Annotated in this window: 18 protein-coding genes; 3 read left to right on the forward strand and 15 right to left on the reverse strand. The window is 51.8% G+C overall.

The window, feature by feature from the left end; all coding sequences use genetic code 11:
* Nucleotides 1–50 precede the first annotated feature (50 nt).
* The 3 genes from METH11B_RS0101480 to METH11B_RS0101490 form a co-directional block, all read right to left on the reverse strand.
* On the reverse strand, nucleotides 51–1,814 hold the full coding sequence (locus tag METH11B_RS0101480) for a DUF4942 domain-containing protein (RefSeq protein WP_026600453.1): 1,764 nt from the start codon (nucleotides 1,812–1,814) through the stop codon (nucleotides 51–53).
* Nucleotides 1,815–1,928: 114 nt separating this feature from the next.
* Nucleotides 1,929–2,426, reverse strand: a complete 498-nt coding sequence (locus METH11B_RS0101485) for a hypothetical protein (RefSeq protein WP_026600454.1) — start codon at nucleotides 2,424–2,426, stop codon at nucleotides 1,929–1,931.
* Nucleotides 2,427–2,579: 153 nt separating this feature from the next.
* Entirely contained in the window at nucleotides 2,580–3,242 is a 663-nt protein-coding gene (locus METH11B_RS0101490; protein WP_026600455.1) for a hypothetical protein, read from the reverse strand.
* Nucleotides 3,243–3,408: 166 nt separating this feature from the next.
* Between METH11B_RS0101490 and METH11B_RS0101495 the strand changes: the two genes are divergently transcribed.
* Nucleotides 3,409–3,786 (forward strand): hypothetical protein, encoded by a 378-nt coding sequence (locus tag METH11B_RS0101495; protein WP_026600456.1) that lies wholly within the window; start codon nucleotides 3,409–3,411, stop codon nucleotides 3,784–3,786.
* Here the strand turns inward: METH11B_RS0101495 and METH11B_RS0101500 are convergent.
* The 11 genes from METH11B_RS0101500 to METH11B_RS25995 all read right to left on the reverse strand — a co-directional run bounded on the left by METH11B_RS0101500 (nucleotide 3,764) and on the right by METH11B_RS25995 (nucleotide 13,071).
* Nucleotides 3,764–4,300: a hypothetical protein gene (locus METH11B_RS0101500; protein ID WP_026600457.1), complete on the reverse strand. Its 537-nt coding sequence runs from the start codon at nucleotides 4,298–4,300 to the stop codon at nucleotides 3,764–3,766. The two genes, METH11B_RS0101495 and METH11B_RS0101500, sit on opposite strands and share 23 nt — an antisense overlap.
* Nucleotides 4,301–4,648: 348 nt before the next feature.
* Nucleotides 4,649–6,397 (reverse strand): VWA domain-containing protein, encoded by a 1,749-nt coding sequence (locus METH11B_RS0101505; RefSeq protein ID WP_026600458.1) that lies wholly within the window; start codon nucleotides 6,395–6,397, stop codon nucleotides 4,649–4,651.
* An 84-nt stretch (nucleotides 6,398–6,481) separates the two neighbouring features.
* Nucleotides 6,482–7,687, reverse strand: coding sequence for a DUF3150 domain-containing protein (locus tag METH11B_RS0101510; RefSeq protein ID WP_026600459.1), 1,206 nt, complete (start codon nucleotides 7,685–7,687; stop codon nucleotides 6,482–6,484).
* An 83-nt stretch (nucleotides 7,688–7,770) separates the two neighbouring features.
* A complete protein-coding gene (locus METH11B_RS0101515) occupies nucleotides 7,771–8,541 on the reverse strand; it encodes a hypothetical protein (protein WP_026600460.1) in 771 nt (256 codons plus the stop codon).
* Between the two features lie 2 nt (nucleotides 8,542–8,543).
* Entirely contained in the window at nucleotides 8,544–9,485 is a 942-nt protein-coding gene (locus METH11B_RS0101520; RefSeq protein WP_026600461.1) for an AAA family ATPase, read from the reverse strand.
* A gap of 108 nt (nucleotides 9,486–9,593) precedes the next feature.
* The gene (locus tag METH11B_RS0101525; RefSeq protein WP_026600462.1) at nucleotides 9,594–9,806 is read right to left on the reverse strand and encodes a hypothetical protein; all 213 of its coding nucleotides are present in this window, start codon (nucleotides 9,804–9,806) and stop codon (nucleotides 9,594–9,596) included.
* Nucleotides 9,807–9,821: 15 nt separating this feature from the next.
* Nucleotides 9,822–10,121 (reverse strand): hypothetical protein, encoded by a 300-nt coding sequence (locus METH11B_RS0101530; protein ID WP_155931054.1) that lies wholly within the window; start codon nucleotides 10,119–10,121, stop codon nucleotides 9,822–9,824.
* Nucleotides 10,118–11,119: a YqaJ viral recombinase family nuclease gene (locus tag METH11B_RS0101535; RefSeq protein WP_026600463.1), complete on the reverse strand. Its 1,002-nt coding sequence runs from the start codon at nucleotides 11,117–11,119 to the stop codon at nucleotides 10,118–10,120. The genes METH11B_RS0101530 and METH11B_RS0101535 overlap by 4 nt, the downstream gene beginning before the upstream one ends.
* Complete coding sequence (locus METH11B_RS0101540) at nucleotides 11,116–11,451, reverse strand: hypothetical protein (RefSeq protein ID WP_026600464.1); 336 nt, start codon at nucleotides 11,449–11,451, stop codon at nucleotides 11,116–11,118. Before METH11B_RS0101540 ends, METH11B_RS0101535 begins: the two co-directional genes overlap by 4 nt.
* A gap of 95 nt (nucleotides 11,452–11,546) precedes the next feature.
* Nucleotides 11,547–12,590: a phage recombination protein Bet gene (bet, locus tag METH11B_RS0101545; RefSeq protein ID WP_026600465.1), complete on the reverse strand. Its 1,044-nt coding sequence runs from the start codon at nucleotides 12,588–12,590 to the stop codon at nucleotides 11,547–11,549.
* 145 nt (nucleotides 12,591–12,735) lie between these two features.
* Nucleotides 12,736–13,071 (reverse strand): single-stranded DNA-binding protein, encoded by a 336-nt coding sequence (locus tag METH11B_RS25995; RefSeq protein WP_026600466.1) that lies wholly within the window; start codon nucleotides 13,069–13,071, stop codon nucleotides 12,736–12,738.
* Nucleotides 13,072–13,614: 543 nt separating this feature from the next.
* Between METH11B_RS25995 and METH11B_RS0101555 the strand changes: the two genes are divergently transcribed.
* Nucleotides 13,615–14,289 carry a hypothetical protein gene (locus tag METH11B_RS0101555; RefSeq protein WP_026600467.1) on the forward strand — a complete coding sequence of 225 codons (675 nt, stop codon included), beginning with the start codon at nucleotides 13,615–13,617 and terminating at the stop codon, nucleotides 14,287–14,289.
* Between the two features lie 305 nt (nucleotides 14,290–14,594).
* Here METH11B_RS0101555 and METH11B_RS0101560 read toward each other — a convergent pair whose 3' ends face one another.
* The gene (locus METH11B_RS0101560) at nucleotides 14,595–15,407 is read right to left on the reverse strand and encodes a WYL domain-containing protein (RefSeq protein ID WP_197026920.1); all 813 of its coding nucleotides are present in this window, start codon (nucleotides 15,405–15,407) and stop codon (nucleotides 14,595–14,597) included.
* Nucleotides 15,408–15,604: 197 nt separating this feature from the next.
* Between METH11B_RS0101560 and cas3 the strand changes: the two genes are divergently transcribed.
* Entirely contained in the window at nucleotides 15,605–18,424 is a 2,820-nt protein-coding gene (gene cas3 / locus METH11B_RS0101565; RefSeq protein WP_026600469.1) for a CRISPR-associated helicase/endonuclease Cas3, read from the forward strand.
* Nucleotides 18,425–18,516 lie beyond the last annotated feature (92 nt).

Raw genomic sequence — 18,516 nt, forward strand, 5'->3', positions numbered from 1 at the left:
GGGTTGATTAGTGATTATGTAAGCGTATTGCTTGAGGTTTTGTGCCCTGGCTATGAAACTAAGGCCAAATTACTGTCAGGCAGACCATCCCAGTCCAATTGTCGGACACAGCCTTGATCGTTATCCAACAAGCTGTCGGTATCGATGCCTCGGCTGGCCAACACGCTGCTCATCGCCTGGGTTAACAGACGCTGGCCTTGTTCCCGTTCCGACGCGCCGCCGTGGTTGATGGCCCAATAGGGATTGAAACGGTAATTCCGACCCTCCAGTTTGGATTGCTTTTTCACTTCGGCATGAAACGCCTTATCGAAGCTTTCCGCTTGTTCGAACTGCTGCCAGAAACCTTGTCCGGCTTGGCTTTCCACCGGTGGCAACCAGCGGCGCTGGCGGCCAACCCAACGGTTCATCCGATCGATCAAGATTTTGCTTTTCGGAAAAAAGTGGATGGTGCCGACGCCCGGATAATAGCGAACGTCAAAATAACTGCCACCGATCCGTTTTCCAACCCGAAGCGCGTGAAAATGCTGCCGAAACACCGACACCAAACTCACTTCCGCTTCGGTCTTACCATCGAGCAAGGCAAACACCTTGTCGAAATCCGCTAATAGCCGTTCCGACTCCCAATTCAGACCGTTTTGGTAAGAACTCGAGCCGTGACCCGGCAGAATGAACCGAGTAGTTTTGATCCGCATGCCCAGCGTGCGGTGTTTGTCATTGCTTTTCCAGCCCATGTAAAACACTGCGTTATCGCTGTAATAGCGGGTGATCAGATTAAACACATCGCACACCATGCTCAGTTGAATTTCACCTTGCTGATCGATGATGCCTTGCAGAAAGCCATAGATATTCGGCACGGTAAATTCCAAGGACTTCACCGCTTCAAAATCCGACTCCAAGCGTTTCTGCGCCGTCGATGACAAGCGTGAAGTCACCTGCGTAGAGCGTAAAATGCTGGCCCAGGCCCGATTCTTCAGATCGTGATAGCGTTTGAACAGCATCCGCTTCACCGCATCCGATGACGAGTCGTCTTCACTGCTGATACCGCCACCGCTCAGTTCGCCGAGCGTTTTGCCCAGCATGGTCCGATAACGGCTGGCACGGGCTTCACTGACCACGGCCTGTCGCGCTGCTTCGACTGCGGCGTTGAACATCAACACCGCGTTATCGATGAAGGCATTCGGCAAGGCCAACTCATGGGGCAGTTGAAACTCGCCCGCTAAATCGTCGGCCTCCCGACGATCCTGGCGCAAATCGTCCAGAATACTGCCGAGGATGTCCTGTTCGAACGTCGAAGTTTTTTTCAACCAGACCAGGGCCACGTCGACCGGCGTTTTGCGTTCGGCATCCTCGCCGGCGAACATTTCTTGCAGAAACTCGACCTCGCCGTGCTGCTCGATCAACCTTAATAACAACTGGCGTTCTTTCGAAAACGGATTGCGCACAGTTTCGGCATTGAGAATGGCGACGATTTCACCGTCAAACAAGATCTCCCAAGCCTTCAACACGTGTTTGGCGCCTTCGGAAAACGGCGGATTCATGATGATGTGCGAATAGACACTGCCGCTTTGAAACTGCAGAAAATCCATCCCCACCACAGCAAAGCCTTCATCGCGCAGAGCCGCGTGTTTGCGGATATCGATTTCAATGCAATCGATCGGCAAACGTTTACCGTACTGGTATGGCCCTGGACGAAGCAAATGTCCTTCGCCTGCTGAGGGCTCTAATACCCGAGCGAATTGCTGGTTCTTGAACATCGCCCAAGCTTTACGGCTCAGTGCCTCTGGCGTTGGGTAATATTGATAGGGGTCTGTCATGGTATTCTCCAAAGAAGCCCCTGACGACCGATTTATCCCTGGCGGGATAGAATCATCCCGCAGGGGTAAAATAAAAAATCTCGGCTTATCCGAGTGTCGAAATCAAACGGCGCGTCAGATCAACGCAAACCGCTTACCTTGAATGAAGTCCTGATACTGCCGGGCTTCGGTTTTTGCCTTGAACCGGGCTTGCACGCTGCCGTCGATCCAGATTTCCCAGGGCAAGCGTTTAAGCTCACCTCTCACCAGTTCCACCTCGCCGACGCGAAAGTCTTCGTGTTGGTAAAGCACCTGGCGGGGACTGTCGACACGGACTATGCAGTGATCCAGTAATGCCGGACCGCCGATATCACCGGGTTCGATCAACAACGGCACTTTGATCGTGCCGGTCGAGCGGCCAATCCAGCCGATGACATCATGTTCATCGAGCCAGGACTGACCGGTTGTTGGATCGCCGTAATACAGCCGAATTTTGCGCCGGCTATGCCGAAGCTGTTCCAACAGCTCGACCACCGATTCCGGTGTGTCGGCGTGATAACAGGTGCCGGAGGCCAAACGCTGATATTGGATGCAATGCCCCGTGCCGAATGTGTGTTCAAAGATTTGTGTCATGATGTTGTCCTCAATGAAAAAACGGAAACATCACGAATCCCCAGCGGGAATAGGACATTCCCGTTTGGGTGGAAAAAAATGAGCGCCGCATCGAATGACTTGGCTAACTCAGGCTTTTACGAATTACGCGTCTGAACAACGCGCGCTATTTGTTTAGGATTTGATTTCGAGCGCTGTTTTTCCCAAGGCTTGCAATGCCAGAGGGATTAACTGATCCAAATCGTCCCAATCGATACTGCCGCCGCCGGCTTCACCTTGTTGATAGGCTTCAACCAATCCCCGGCAAACCCGCATGGCCGCTTGTTCTTTCTTCAATTGCCGTACCGAATGATCCGGTTCCGGCAGCTGTTCAACGGCCACGCATTCCCATACCAAGCTTTCATCGCCCGACTCAAGGTATTCATCCGACAATAACGGTATGGCGGCGGTGTCATCCCAAATGGTGGCGTCATTGAATGCCTGTTCGGCAATCTGTTGTGCCGATTCGGGACACTCCGCTGTGATGCCTACCGACACGCGATGGACATAGTCGATCTCGTAGGACACTACGAATAGTCGATTCATGCCTTCCGGCGTGGCATTGGCTAAGGCTGGTTCTTGGACTGGCGAGTCGGTTTCCGCCGATTCACCCTCGATCAATGCGCTTTCATAAGGCTCGATCTCTTTGTTACAGTCCGGGCAGCGATCGTTACAGCCGCAATCCCATACATCCTCCCATTCGGTTTTGCAGTAAGGGCAGCGGTACTGATTCAAATACCAAACACCTTCAATTTCAGAATGCGAATGGCTAACGCCATTTTCTAATGTTGATGACATGGTCATTGCCTCCAAAAAATCGCAGGAACGACCACCCGGCAGGATGAGGTTCCCGCAGGGTTAAAAACGCTGATCAAAGCTGAAAATTGGCTCATACAGCGGGGTTGAATTCGCGTAAAAATCGGTATATTGTGGCTAAAACTCATTAAAAAGCAGAGAAACAGCCATGATTGACGATATTTTGCGCATTTTTGAATTCCTCAGTCTTAGTCAGACCAAGGAGACGTATCCAACGAAAAAACCGATGGCGATTCCGCTGGATTCCAACGATCAAGCCACCCCCATCTGCAAAAAATTATTTGCTGATTTGGATTACGCCGAAGCGGAAGTCTTGAACGATATTGACGATCCAAAAACCGCCTGGATGTTGTTGAGCCGCATTCGCCAACTTAGGCGCGAGAGCCAAGAAGATCTTTCGGCCTTGATACCGTCAGACTTATTGCCGACTCAGTTTGAAGCACCAGTCGACAGAAGCCCCGTTCGTATTGTCAAAACACAAACGGGTGCTCAGTGGTCGGTTTTCAATGGCGGGCGAGCTCATTAGCCGGAATCACTTGCACATTGCCAGGCTTTAGAGCGGTCCGTAATTGATGCACCGGATGTGATGATTTGTTTGAATCGCCTTCTGTCAGTGATGTTGCTTTTTTCGAGCGTTTAGTCCGTTTACCGGAATCAACGTCCTGCAACACCACCGTCGGCCTGACTTTTTCCAATTCCTGCAGCAGCTTGGCGATTTGAATATCGGCCTTGATCAGTTCCATGGTTTTGGTTTTTACCTGCAACTCCACATCCAATCGATCAACTTGCCGATTGGAACCTGCGTTGCGACTATGGATTTCCTGCCGCACCGAATCCGACATCGCCAGCCAATCCACGTCATGGTCCATGCGCGGCATGATGACCGACAGCGAACGTTTAGCGGATTGTTGCGCACGATAGCGATTGATAGCTGCCTTGCCTGATTTAAGCATCGCCAGCAGTTGCAAACACGTTGCCAAAATTACCCGCAAGGCGAGGATAAACAGCGCCAAAATAATGATGCCGAAAATAAAGTTCATTGAAGTTCTCCTTTGAAAATTTAAGAAAACACTTCGAATGAACAGCACCCAGCCGGGCGATGGTCGCCCGAAGCGGGTTTAGAATTTGCAGAGGGTCATACCACTGCGATTTACATCGGGTTTTACGCACCCAACACGATCACGGTTTAACGTGCTCGCCGCCTAATGACGGAACGCCGACCGAGGCCGGATTCAGCATTCATAAAAGAACGCATGAAATGTCTGTTTGTCGAATGGGCTCCAGGAAGTGAGTGCATTCGACAAACTGCGTTTGCAATCAGCTACCCATAGCCACAATCCAAGGCATTACGCCAAGGATTGGGCTACGGACAATTGACTGGCCGAGACTTAGGCCGCCAACAACACCGCTTTCGAGAGCTCGAACAATTGCGCTCTCAGCTCCGACAGATCGTTAATAGTTATGGCAACCGGAAATAGATGACTGACATCCAATCCCAATCCCACGCCGACCGTTTCAATACCACTATCGCGGCAGCGCTGCAGGAGTTCCAGCGTGCTTAGGGTATCGTTGGGTTGACCATCGTTTATTACCATCAGCACTTTGCGCTGTTCCCGGCAACGCAGCAGCGAGGCCGCACCAAACCAAATCGCTTCGGTCATCGGCGTACTGCCCGTAGCGGCCAGCGAAAAGGCGCCGGTTCGAGTATTCACGCGTTGGCCATGTTCCAGCAAGCGAAATACCGAGTCGTCTTGATGTCCTGGAAACGCGGTGACGCCAGGATTGACGCCTGGAATACCTTCAAATGCCAATGCCAGTGCCAAGGTGGCTTCCAACGCAATCGGCATACGCGATCCGATGGGTTGGCCTTGGCTATCAGTCACTTGGTAACCCATACTTTCGGATTTATCGAGTAACAGATGTATCGCCGTATTGGGTGCCGATTTGGCCTGTTTGCGCTGAAACACCTTGGTTTCACCCAAGGACAAACGGTGTAAACGCTTGCCATCCATCCGCCGTCCACGACAGGCGTGTTGCGAGCGGTTGAGAGTTTGCGATTGCACCAGGCCTTGCAAAGCGGCGCGGATTTTTCCCGATTCGCCTTGCACCTTACGCAGCAAAAACGCACCGGCTCGCTCGTCCATGGGCGGCTCGTGGCCACTGGGCATCAACAGTTCCGATACGTTTTCCGCTGCTAACGACAACACCGATTTCAGCGATTCGAATAAATCCTGCTCGATGTCACCGTCTCCGGCGGACAACAGGGTTTGCAAGACGCCCATCGGGTCAGGAATCTCCATAGCATCTTCATCATCCCCTTGCGGGTTGGATGGGGTACTATCGGGAGATGTTGTCGGTTCCTCGTCAGGCTTTCCCGGATTCAAATCATCGTCACCCTCCGATTCTGAAGACGCGTTGTCGCCAGTGTCTTGTTCTGCATCATCCGTATCAGTCTGGTCAGACAATGTATCCTCATCTACCGATTGCTGGGCCTGATTGCGCTGCCGTTGTTGCTCGAACTCCTGCTCAATCATCGTCAGGATACGATCAGTCAAATGCAGACAATCGGATTCCGATTGCAAACCATCAGGCACTTCTGACAACAAGCCTTTCAGCCGCGTTACGGCACCTTTCGGAAATTTCGCTTTCAGTGCCACTTCGGTTTGCGCGACCAAAGGCAGTAAGGCCGTTTGACCCAGTACCGTTACACGCAAATTTTTCAATACAAAGCTGTAGAGAATATTGGCAGGATGATCATCAATACTGCTGGCCACAAAGTCGCCTTTGACAATCATCTTTTCAATCACGGTGCGGATGGTTAGTCGCGTTCCCGGAAAGTCCTTGGCCAGTTCGTGCTCGATGCGGACATCTTCGATGGCACCGCATAAGCGCCTGCGCAATACCGAATGCCCAAAGCGCAGCGTAAAATCCGAATAACGAATATGCGCCGCTTCATGTGCCAACAGCCCCCAGGCGACATCTTGGTAATCCGGATCATCACCCTCATAGGCCGGCAGCCAAATGGTTTGCCCATCGGTTTCGGCTTTATCACCGCCGACACTGACTTTGACGCCAAAGCGATTGCCGATGGCGGCCGCGACGATGGGAAATGCGTTTTGTAAGGTTCTATTTTTCATGGTGTGCTCCTAAATAAAGGGCAAACCATGACCCCAGTGGGACATGAATTTGCCCCAGTGGGTAAAGTGTTAAATGGCGTCAGATCAGAACCAGTAGTCCTGGTCAGAATCGTCCGCCTCGTCATCGCTTCCTGCAATCACCGTTTCAGGTGTTGCTGAATTCTCCGAGTGGTTGGGTTTATCTGCAAAGTTACCGGTTTCCAGTTTGGCCTGGCTTTTATCCAGCAAGACCTCAAGCGCGCAGTCATCCGCTGCAGAATCCGCTTCAAGTTCATCATCAAAAATACCGTCAAACAGATCGGTAAAATCGGTAATGTCTGAAGCGCTTTCAGCGATGACTGGTGTTGGTTCGGCTGCGACTGTTGTTGCTGTTAGTACCGTTGGTGGTTCTAACTCTGCATGATCGACGGTTTCATCAACATCCGTCTCTTCAACAACGGGTGTTTGATTTACCAACAATCCTTCACCATGCCGCCGGGTTTTATCCGGATCGGACAACAGCATTGCCGTGGCTAAAATCTCCTGCAAAATGCTGCCTTCAATGGCGCCTTTGGTGGGAATCCTAGCCAATAGATCGTCAATGGTGCTGACGACCGGCGCGACCCGATGACCCAGAAAACCTAGCCCATCGAGTTTGTCCCTCATGCGGCGAATCGGCCGTAACGCACTACGCGTCACTTGCTCCTTGCCCAGCAACGATTGCTCGATGAGTTGATTGGCTTCCACGGAGATTTCGTAGAACATCTGCTCACTGAGTGAACCGATTTTGCTTTCCAGTCGTGCGATGTCCGCCGGCTGCAAGCTATCGGGTAACCCGACGCTGACTACCAGAAAATCAAACGACAAGCGCGTTGAGACAAACTCCACCGAATCCACTGCTTGTTCAATGATGCCGGCAAATTCCGGATGGCGAACCACCCAGTCTGTCACCGCTGCATCATAGCCGGCAATAAACTCGGTTTTAGCCACTGCAAAATCCAGCCCGATACGCTCAAGTTCCGCGGTAATACTGGCGGCCGATTCAACCGGTACGGCAAAGCCCCCCATAAAGCGAGTGCCGACGCGTAAACAAATGCGTTCGGATTCCTTCTTCAGGCGGTTGAATACCGTCAGCTTATCGGGATCGAGCAAACGTTTAGACCCTAAGCTGGCTAAATCCTCCGGCGGCAATTTGCTACCGTCGGCCAGCACCAGGTCTTCTTTTTTCAGTTTCTTGCGAGCGCCGTAGATATTGGCGTCCACTTTTACCAAGACCACGCGGTCTAAGATCACTTGCGTTTCATGGGACATGGGAACCTCCTAAAATGAGAGGCACACCCATCCCCGCTGGGGCCGATGTGCCCCTGTCGGGTTTAATGAAAATAAAAAACCGGTTAAAACCAGCAGTCGTCCGTGTCGGACATGGCCGCTGCCAGATTTAATCGGGGTTTGAGCAAACCTAAGACTTCTGCGGTGTCACGAATGCTGTCCAGATCAGTACCGAAAAATGCCAGCACCTCCTGTTCAACTTTCAGATCAACCGAGAGATCTCGGGCAGTTTCGGTGGCAATATCAATCTCCACGCCTTTGAAGCTTTTTGCTTTCAGCGCTAGTAAAAACAGCCAAGGCAAAACGCCATTCACTGATTTGATCTGGCCACTGAGTTCAAAGGTTTCGGCATTGAGGGTGGCATCAATCCACTGTTGCCAGCCATCCCAGTCTTGTTTAGGCTTAGGCTGATGATCCGATACGGTTTGAATAACGCCGATCAGTCGCCTGACCTCGATACCCAATTCCACACGAATGGACTGCTTTGCATGGCAATCAATGGTCCAATACAGTGCCTCGACTGGTGGTGTTGGCACAAACTCGGGAGTTGCGTCAGGTTCAGGCGGCTTTTGTGATGTATTTACCGAAGTCTTACTCGGAAACACCACCTTGCCGTTCACATCAATATCCACTGCGCCGACCAATACATAGCCCTTGGTCTGCTTTTGTCGTTCGATGTCTAACTGCTTAACGCCGTATCGGTTACTAACGCCCGGCAAACTATCTGCCGTTTTCCCCCAACGAGTGGTGATCGAACCATCCGAATTACTCCTGACTGCCCAATCCTTGGAACTACCGTCACTGTTACGATGACGATAGAGATTCCAGGCGGCCATGCTTAAACCGTCCAGTCATCGCCAAACACATCCTTGGCGATGCGATGAATCGCTTCGCGTTCGGCGGGTTCGGCCCGAAAGGTCAATGCCCGATCCAGCGAATAGGCCAAGACATTGGGCGCACTTTTGAAAGTGGCCACCAATGACGCCCAACGCACTAAACCGCGCGTGGATAAGGTCACCGATAACATGCCGCCGCCATCCGCGCCGCCAATGAAGACTTTACGAATCTGATTGGCGACCTTGATCATGCTCTCGCGTACCGTTTCCGGCATACTCGGCACCACATCAGCCAACAACTTCATTTCATCTTCCGGTTCGGGGTAACCGACTTCCATCAAACGAAACCGATCCAGAAAAGCGAGGTTTTGCCGTAATACCCCTTGGTACAAGCCCGACTGATCGCCGCTACCTGCACTATTGCCGGTGGCGACCAAACGAAACTTGGGATGCGGGACAATCACATCGCCGGTCTGCGGAATCGTCAACGGCTTGCCTTCGACGATTTCATTCAGGCCGATCAGCTCTGCCGGATCAATGGCATCAATTTCGTTGATCAACAGCACATGCCCTAAGCGAACCGCCAGGGTCAACGGGCCGTCAATCCACTTCATCGCGCCGCCGTCGACCAGCATGTACTGACCCAGCAGATCGTTGAGTTCCAGTCGACCGTGACCGGTGACCGAATGCATGCCCCAATTGAGACGCGCCGCGACTTGCTCCAACAACGAGGTTTTACCGGAACCGGTAGGACCGGTCAGGTATAAGCCATCGCCATTGTGTGCGCCTAAAAACGCCAGAACATCGCGCAAGTGATCCTTGCGAAACACATACGGCTTTTGTGCAGGTACATAGACGTTTTGTCCAGGGATAAAGCCTTCCACTTTCATGGCGGCCGGTGCAGGTATGCCGAAGGTATCGGCAATGGAATAAGATTGATACATGGTGAGCTCCTCGAGGACTAGCCTCAAATGACAAGGGGCGCACCGCCCCGAGGGGTAATGAGCCCCGACGGGTGATTAAAACCCTGGCAAACCAGGGCGGATAAAAAGTTAACGCAACTGCATGACGCAGTACATCGCCCATTCGGCGCGGGCCAACAGCTCCCGGTCCATCAAACGTACGATGCGTTGAATGTCGCTTCTCAAGCCGGGGTCCGAGATTTGACGATGCATCTCCAGCAGCAAACGCTTTTTGGCCTGAATGTCGATGCTGTGGGCAACGTTCAACCAGCCATGCAATGTTTTCCAAAAGTCGTGATTCATAATGACCTCCTTCAATCAAAAAAAGGGGTCACCGAATCCCGCAAAGGTGATGAACCCCAACGGGACAAACAAAAACACCAGGCTTGACGCACCTGGCACACGAGGCAAACGCTCATGCCGCTTAATAACGGAACGCCGGTCGAAACCGGATTCGGGATTCCACGAAGGGAATGCCTGAACGATGCGGGTTTTGGGTTGAACTTTTTTGAAAATCCAGCCTAAAACCGACACGCCGGCACCGAATGTATGTTCCTGTCCATCAAGCGACACCCTGCAACCGCCAGGGTTACAGGATGTCTTGAAACGAACCATCAAAACCAAAAGTCCACGCCAGCCAGGTCTTTCAAGGCTTGGGCATCGAACGGGACTTCGGCGCGTTTACCGTCGTCGTCCCGGCAGGTCACACGGACTCGCGTGGCCGACGGTTTTCGATAGACTTCCAGAGCCGACGTCGGAACATCCGGTTGCAAGGTTTGAAGTGCCGCCTTGTAATCGATGGCACCCTGGCTTTGAAAACGGCTGATCCGCAACCCGGAATGCTCTGCGGCCACGTAATCGCCCATCAGCAACACCAAAGTGTTTTCAATGGCCGCCTGACTATCCTCCAAGGTTTTGAGCTCCACTTTCAAATCCGCGATTTGCACGGCACGATTGCGATAACTCGCCGCCAGTTGTAGCCATTGCTGCTCCGCATGACCTTTGGGCAAGTACAAATCGCGTTCGGGATCCTTGATCGGTTCCTTTTTCGATTTGACCGCCGACCAGAAATCCATCGCGGCAGCGACTAGCTCGGTGAGAAAGGTCTCATCGCGCTGAATTTCGAACTCGATGTCCTGGCCTTGATGATAGAAAAACAAAAAGCCGCGCTGTGCTTCGGAAACCAGCAATTGTTGCTGGACTTGGCACCAATAGAGTTGATAGGCCTCGGACGCTTCCCGATTCAACAGCACATCCAAAAACGTGGTCTCATGCGGGCATTTGATTTCCACGGGCTCATTCGATTCGGACAAGCCGTCGAACGAGGCGCGCATCAAGGGATACTGTTCCGACTCGCCGCACAGCGGCAACAACATCAGATCGTGTTTGTCCTCGAAGCGTTGCAAAGCCTCGGGCTCTTGCTGGATGCCGGCGAGGATCAACGGGTTGTTGTCCAGACTGGCTTCCAGCACTAGGCCGATTTTCTCGGCCCAGAGCCGCCAAGGGCTTTTGTACGGCGAACGATTCATGACAATGGCCGCTTCGCTGGCACTGACACCTTGTAAGCGCCATTGCCGCCAGGCGTCCGAACGTTGCGAAACGTCGATGACCTTCATCGCGAAAATCCGGTCAGTTGTACCTGACAACCGAAGCGAACCGTCTCGATGCCGAGCTTGTGCAACTGGGTTTGGCAACGCCGGGCCCAATGGCCATCGCCGAACAGCAACAGCAGTTCGTCTTGCGCCGGCAGACACACACCGCCAAAACTCTCGGCCAGCGTTGTCAGTTCCGGTCGGCTCAAGGGCTGCGGGTTCGGTTCGTTGGCCTGGGGTCGCCACAGGCGTTCCAGAAAACCACGGCCGTGACGGCGTAACACCGTGGGTGAATCGTAACGTTGCCAGTCGGTATGACAGGGCACGCGGTTTAATGATTGATCGTTTGTGTTCATGACCTCTCCTGATAAAACAAGAGCGTCATGTCCTACCCCGTGGGCGAATCATGACGCCCTCGTGGGTGGTTAAAGAATTTGGGATTGCAGCGCTTCTACGCCGCGTGCCCCAGGGTTTGACGGGCCTGATTCATCGCCATGTCTTTCGCGGACAAGGGTGGCATGCCAGTGTTTTCGGTTTGTTCCAGGGCTTGTGTTGCCTTGGGATCAACTTGTGATACCTTGTCCAACTCGGCCAACGCAAAGGTCAGGTCGATGCCTTTGAACTTCTGGTGGGCATAGTCGTAGGCTGCTTTCCAGGCACCTGCCGCCTTGGTACGACGTACCAATTCCGCTACGGCCTTTTGCACCTTGGGATGGACTTGCGACAAGTTGATCACCTGAGGCGTGTGCTCGGGTGATTCGGCAAACCGATCCCCTGCATCGCCTTCCCACACAGTCGCTTCGCCATCAATTACGGTAGCGTCGGTGAGGTCGTCGAGCGTTTTGCCATCCATTTCCTCGGCCGCATAACCGCATTCCTCCGGAAAGGCTGCACGTAAGGACGCCGCTTTTCCGCATTTAGCCAATTGCCCCTTGGGGCGTTTGATCCACATGGCGGTCGGCACTTGCGAGTTTTTACCGCCGGCCGTGCTATAAGCCTCCAGCCAGTAGACTTCCTCGGTAAAGGCGCATCGTTTGCCGCCGACGATCCGATACACAGTAACCGCCACCCATTCGGGAAAGGTCACGGTGACACTGGATTCCTGCCATTGCTCGTTGTCGTCCTTATAGCGACCGGTAAAAGTCTTGGTAACATCAGGGCCCCAGACGGGCCTGTCCATGCCAGCCCAAACACCGGTCCGCGACGCGGTGGTCTGAATTTCCATGATGGACGGCCAGACGGTTTCGACATTACGCCCCAAAGCAGCACTCCACATCGGCACCACATGCACGGGTTTTTTGAAAATATCCAGCTTGCGGGCTTTGCAGTAATCCAGAGCCATTAGGATGGCTTCCGGGGTTTTAGCTGTGGGGAAAGTCACTTCGGTAAGCACTTTCCAGGATTGCTCGGAAAGGCCATAGACCTGGTTAGCGTCAATCGGCATCAGCAGATTGCGGGTTTTGGGTGGGTAATTCGTACGGGATTGATTGCTCATTGCGTGTCTCCTTAAAAAGTGAGGACGCAATGCCCCAGTCGGGGAATGACGTCCCCTTGGGGTAAAAAACACCGAGATTGCAGTGCTATTCGGCAAATTGTGAGTAGTTCAAGCCGGTTGGCCGGAAGTCACTCAATGCTGTTGATTAGAAAAACGGAATATCATCAAAATCCTCATCCATACCAGCCACATCCGGTGCAGAGGATGATGAAGATGACTGATGCGTGCCATTGGTGCCTGACGTATCGCTCGCGCGATCCAGCATTTGCAGTTCATGAGCCACGACTTCCGTGCGGTAGCGCTTTTCGCCGTTTTTGTCCCATTGCCGGGTGCGAAGCGTTCCTTCCACGTAAATCTGGCTACCTTTCTTCAAATACTCGCCAGCGGTGTCGGCCAGTTTTTTGAAAAAAACCACTCGATGCCATTCGGTACGTTCTTGTTTGGCGTTTTTTGTATCTTTCCAGACTTCGCTGGTCGCCAAAACGCACCGCAACCACTTTGCCGCCGTTATTGGGTAGATACCGAATATCCGGATCGGCGCCAAGACGACCCAATAAAATAACTTTGTTCACACCACGGTTTGCCATGATCAAATCCTCCATCGGCCGCGCCCGACAGTAAAGAAATAAGCCCATCTGCGCGGTGATGGGGATAGTCCTGGAGGCATCATCCCGGTTGGGAAAATACATTCCCGGACTGGGTAAAAATATAAATACATCAGGCTTGACGCACCTGACACGACCATGAAAACCATCGCCGCCGCTTAACAACGGAACGCCGGCTAATGCCGGATTCAGTCATCTTGAAAGACAACATGAAGGGTTGGGTGGAGTTGCTAACCTGAATCGGCCTTAGTGAAAAATCTGAACCGACTTGACCAGCCAACAACTGTCGGTGGCATTGAAGCAGAAAAAAATTGGAGGGATCTTGCAGCTAATGTCGTATTCGTCATTAGCTGCAAAGGGCATTAAAAAATCTTGGCTTACTATCGGGTACTATCTCTCATCGTGAACCAGGAACCCATATGGCTGAAACTTCCGCACCGATTAAACCCGCGCGAACTGCGATTAGTCGTCCGGTGTTTGAACGAACTTTCAAAATTAACAGCGAGCAAGCCATTCGGGTCATACGCAATAGTTATGAGCGTTTGATTCGGTCTCTGTATGCCATTGATGTGGTTTTACGGATCGTCGGCCAGGAAGAAGCCGTTGATGAAATTGAAGCTATTGTCAGCATGATGATTACCGAATGCGCCGAACAACTTCAGCAAGAAAAAGCCCGGCTGGAGAAATTGAAAGCGGATAACGGGATTGCTGAAATACCCACCTACACCCATCCCCGCGAATTTGTCGCTCGGATTGCCTCGCCGCAAATTGCCCAGTTTGTAGAGCTGATTCGGCTTCTCGATCAGTTGATGATGGTCATGGATACCTTGTGGCTATGCCAGGTCATCGACAATAAGCATTGTGTGGATGCCCGGTACCATTGGCAGCAAAGGTTACAGCGATTGGCGAATCGAATTGTCACCATAGAACGGCAAGCGCATCGAGAGGCGTATGCCCAGGGACATGGTGAAGAGGTACGGTTGGCACGGCAAGAATCTGGGCTCCAGGATGAGCCGGAAACCGTTACCGAGGACGAGTCAGTGATTGATGAACCCGATTCATTGCAAACCACCGGAAGTGGCGGGTCAATATGACTACTAATCTGGATAAACTATGCTAGTTGTGGTGGGATTATCCGATCATAAGGTTTGGAGTAGGTTCTAAAGCGGGTTGGTTTGCAATATGTCTTAATAATGCTAACTAAGATAGGGCTTACCAAATGATGACGGGAGCAGAGTTTGTTAAAAGCAACTTGGCGAACATTGGTTACAGACAAGGCGGTAATACGCAATCTGGCAGAGTTTGGGGAAAATTGGATCAGGCCATAATGGGCTGCAACGTGGACTAGTCGGTTGAGAAGTGATCAACATACTAATGGCTGGGTGACGAAGCTCACTACTTAGTTAAAATCAATAAAGGCTCCCAATTCGTTACGATTGAGCAAAATGATTTGTTGAGTGATGGCTTCGCGTTTTAAATCGTCGTTGCCAATACGAAGTGCCAACAAAAAATACGGCAATAGTGCCGCTCTGACTGGCGTCGAAATGCATCCGTTTATCATCCCAAAATCGCGTTCGACTGCTTGCTTCTGGGATGTACTTAGGCCAGGATGTGGGCCTATATTAACATTCAGTAATGTTTCCCAAGCCGTATCAACAGGGCTGGGCGAATCCGGTTTACCTTTTGACGTGGCCACACAAATTCTCGCCAGCACGAAATCGCGATACTCGCCATGGGTCAGGCTAAAAGCCCGCATATGCCAACGCAAACCATCGAATACTAATGTTTTGGGTTGCACCAGGCGCTCAGCCAGCTCGGGCCTGGTCATGGATTGATATTCGATTTCAAGAAGTAAACCGAAACGCGCCGCCTGTAAAATCGGTCTTAAAACGGCAATATCGATCAGGCGCATCGGGGCTGAGACAACCTCAACAGCTGGTAAGTTACTGATTAAAGTGAGTATCGATGCTGACGAGTTCTGTGTTGCCTGCAGCACATGCAAACACTCATGCGGGTGACCAGTGATCAAGAGCGGAACAAATTGGTCAGTAATCAGATAGCGCTTCAATGAGCGGTCGTAACGTAGATTGTCCGGCCGTAGCGATATGTAAAGTGCGATGTCTTTGGTAGCCTGCACCCGGCTAATGGCAAAAGTTTCGGTCAAAAAGTTCGTTACCAACTCTCCTGTCCAGAAAACGGTGGCTTCCAGCAACGTCAAGCGCTGGCGTACGTCCCACTTGAGTAATAAATCCTGCTCGTTATCAGTCATGAGTATATGCAAACTTTATTTGCATGACAATTTAGTTATGAGGTACAGTTTACCGCAACTATTAACTGGTAAATCGGTTACTTTCGGATGAAGGCTGACAAACGACTACACTATTTGGCGGCGGATAATGTCCGCAAGACATGGATTTTCAAACAAACCAGGGATTGAGCGTGACGGCATCGTATTTCCAATATTGGGGTAAAGCCAAGCCAGAAACCGATGACGGCCCGGCTTACCATTTGCTGCCTTACCATTGTTTGGATGTGGCGGCGGTGGCAGATATTTGGCTGAAAGCCAGCTCTAGTCTTCGCCGCAGCTTTGCTGCGGCGAGCAATTTAGACGACCAGCATACTCGAGCTTGGATGCTGTTTTTCATCGCCTTGCACGATTACGGCAAGTTCGATCTGCGTTTTCAGCGAAAAGCCGCAGAGGCTTGGAAAGCAGTCAATCCTCAGTTATCGGAAGTGCCCGCGCAGTTGAATGGTCTTGAGATTAAGGAATACAACCACGGCCCGGCCGGTTTGTATTGGTTCTATAAAGACCTCGAAGAGCGTTTTTCGGCGGGCGATGGCGATTTTTGTTTCGAGGACAACGACGATTGGGAGGCTTGGTGCAGTTGGTTATCGCCAGTCGTCGGGCACCACGGCATAGTGCCGGATAGTGGCGACAAAGATAGGCCTAAATACGCTTTACCGTTAGCCGTCTCTAAGCAGCTAATGGATACACTCAAACAAAGCCGAATGGAATGGCTGCAAGCTTTGGAGCAACTGTTTTTAATACCCGCCGGATTAACGCTCAGCGACAATCCTCCCGAATTGAAAACCAGCAAAAACAATCAATCGCGAGCAATCATGCTGGCCGGTTTTTGTTCGGTGTGTGATTGGTTGGGTTCTTCTGATCACTTCGAATACAACGACCAGCCTTGCGACGACATCGATGCGCTAAGAGCTTGGTATGTCAATCGACTGACCGTTGCCGAAGATACCTTGGCTGATGCCGGCGTGATCGGACAGGTTAAAGCCTACCAAGGCGTTAGTTCATTGCTCGATTCGGATAGCAGACCGCGGCAGGTGCAATGTCTGGTCGATAAACTCCCGCAAGCGCCAGGATTGACGATCATCGAAGCCTCCACCGGTTCCGGTAAAACCGAAACCGCGCTGTCCTATGCTTGGCAACTGTTGGCAGCGGGTTTGGCCGACAGCATCGTGTTTGCGTTACCGACGCAAGCAACGGCCAATGCGATGTTGAGCCGTCTGGAAAAAGCTGCGCCGCTGTTGTTTGTCGATCAAACCAACTTGGTCTTGGCCCATGGTCGAGCCAAGTATCAGCAGGATTTCATCGATTTGAAACAAGCCTGCCGACCGCAAACCGCGCAAGGTCACGAAGAAGCCTGGGTGCAATGCGGTAACTGGCTGGCGCAAAGCCGCAAACGGGTCTTTCTTGGGCAAATCGGCGTTTGTACCGTCGATCAGGTGTTGGTGTCGGTGTTGCCGGTCAAACACAAGTTCGTGCGCGGCTTCGGCTTAGGCCGCAGCGTGTTGATCGTCGATGAAGTTCACGCCTATGACAGCTACATGTACGGTTTGCTGGAAGCCGTACTGGAGCAACAACGCTTGGCCGGCGGCAGCGCGATATTGTTGTCGGCAACCTTGCCGTTCGAACAAAAACGCCAGTTAGCGGCAGCGTGGAATTGCGCTTTGCCGAACGACAACAAGCATTATCCGCTGATCAGCCATTGCCAAGCCGGTCGAGTCGAATGCTTCGATTTGTCCGAACTGCCCGAGCAACAACCCAAAGCGACGACCGTCAATATTGAATTGCTGAAAACGCCGGCATTGTTGCCGGACCAAAATTTGTTGCAACGCATGCTGAATGCCGCGGAACAAGGCGCGCAAGTTTGCTTGGTTTGCAATCTGGTCGCCGTGGCTCAGCAGATTTACCAAGCGTTGCGGCAACAGATGCAACAGTCGCCGACACTGAACGAAGAACAACTCCTGTTGTTTCATTCCCGTTTTATCTTTGCCGACCGTCAGAAAAAGGAACAAACCGTACTCGAATGGTTCGGACCGGAATCTTCCGCACGCGGTCAGCAAGGCCGTTTGCTGATTGCGACACAAGTGGTCGAGCAGTCGCTGGACTTGGATTTCGATTGGCTGATCACCCAGCTTTGCCCGGTCGATTTGTTGTTTCAACGCATGGGGCGCTTGCATCGGCATGCTAAAAATCAAACCGGCCGGCCAGTTGGTTTCACTGAGCCGGTTTGCACTGTCTTGCTGCCGGAAAACATCGATTACGACTTGCATGCGGTGGTTTACGGCAACAGCCGGGTGCTTTGGCGGACGCAGCAATTGTTGGAGCAGGCCGAGCGAGAGAACGATGCGCAGATCACTTTTCCGGGTGTTTACCGCGATTGGATAGAAAAGGTTTACGGTGAGAATCCTTGGGATGATGAGCCAGAATTGATCAGCAAAAACTACGAAAAATTCGATTTAGATTGCAACGCAAGCCGCTATAACGCACTAAGGAATTTAAGAATGAATCCTGGTTTAGACGATAACGACGCGAACGTTGCTGTGCTGACACGTGATGGCGAGATGAGTTTGAACGTTTTGCCGATCTGCCTAAATGCTGATGGTCGAGAGTGTCTTTTGAACGGTGTGTGTTTGAACGATCTTGACGAAAGCGAGAAAGCGGAAGCTCTAAACCTGAATACTGTCGCCGTGCCAAATAGCTGGGGTAAATCCGCTAGTTTTCCCTCGATTGAGACAGATGGCTTCGTGCGATTGATGCTCAATAAAGGGACGGACCATGCGTTTTTTGCTGAATATGGCAACAAACGATATTCCTATCAAAGAGACATCGGGTTTGAACGGATAGATGTGATGAACAGAAGTGCGGGGGATTTCTCCCCCGCAAGCCCCGAGGGTTCGGGGAAAATGGCTGTATCAGAAATTAACTGATACCAAATAGCGGTTCATCCCTGTGGCTACAGGGAGTAAAGATTTTAACATGCTTTTTATAGAGTTATTTTTTACTTATACCTAATAGCTTG

The sequence above is a fragment of the Methylomonas sp. 11b genome, from assembly GCF_000515215.1.
Classification (GTDB): Bacteria; Pseudomonadota; Gammaproteobacteria; order Methylococcales; family Methylomonadaceae; genus Methylomonas.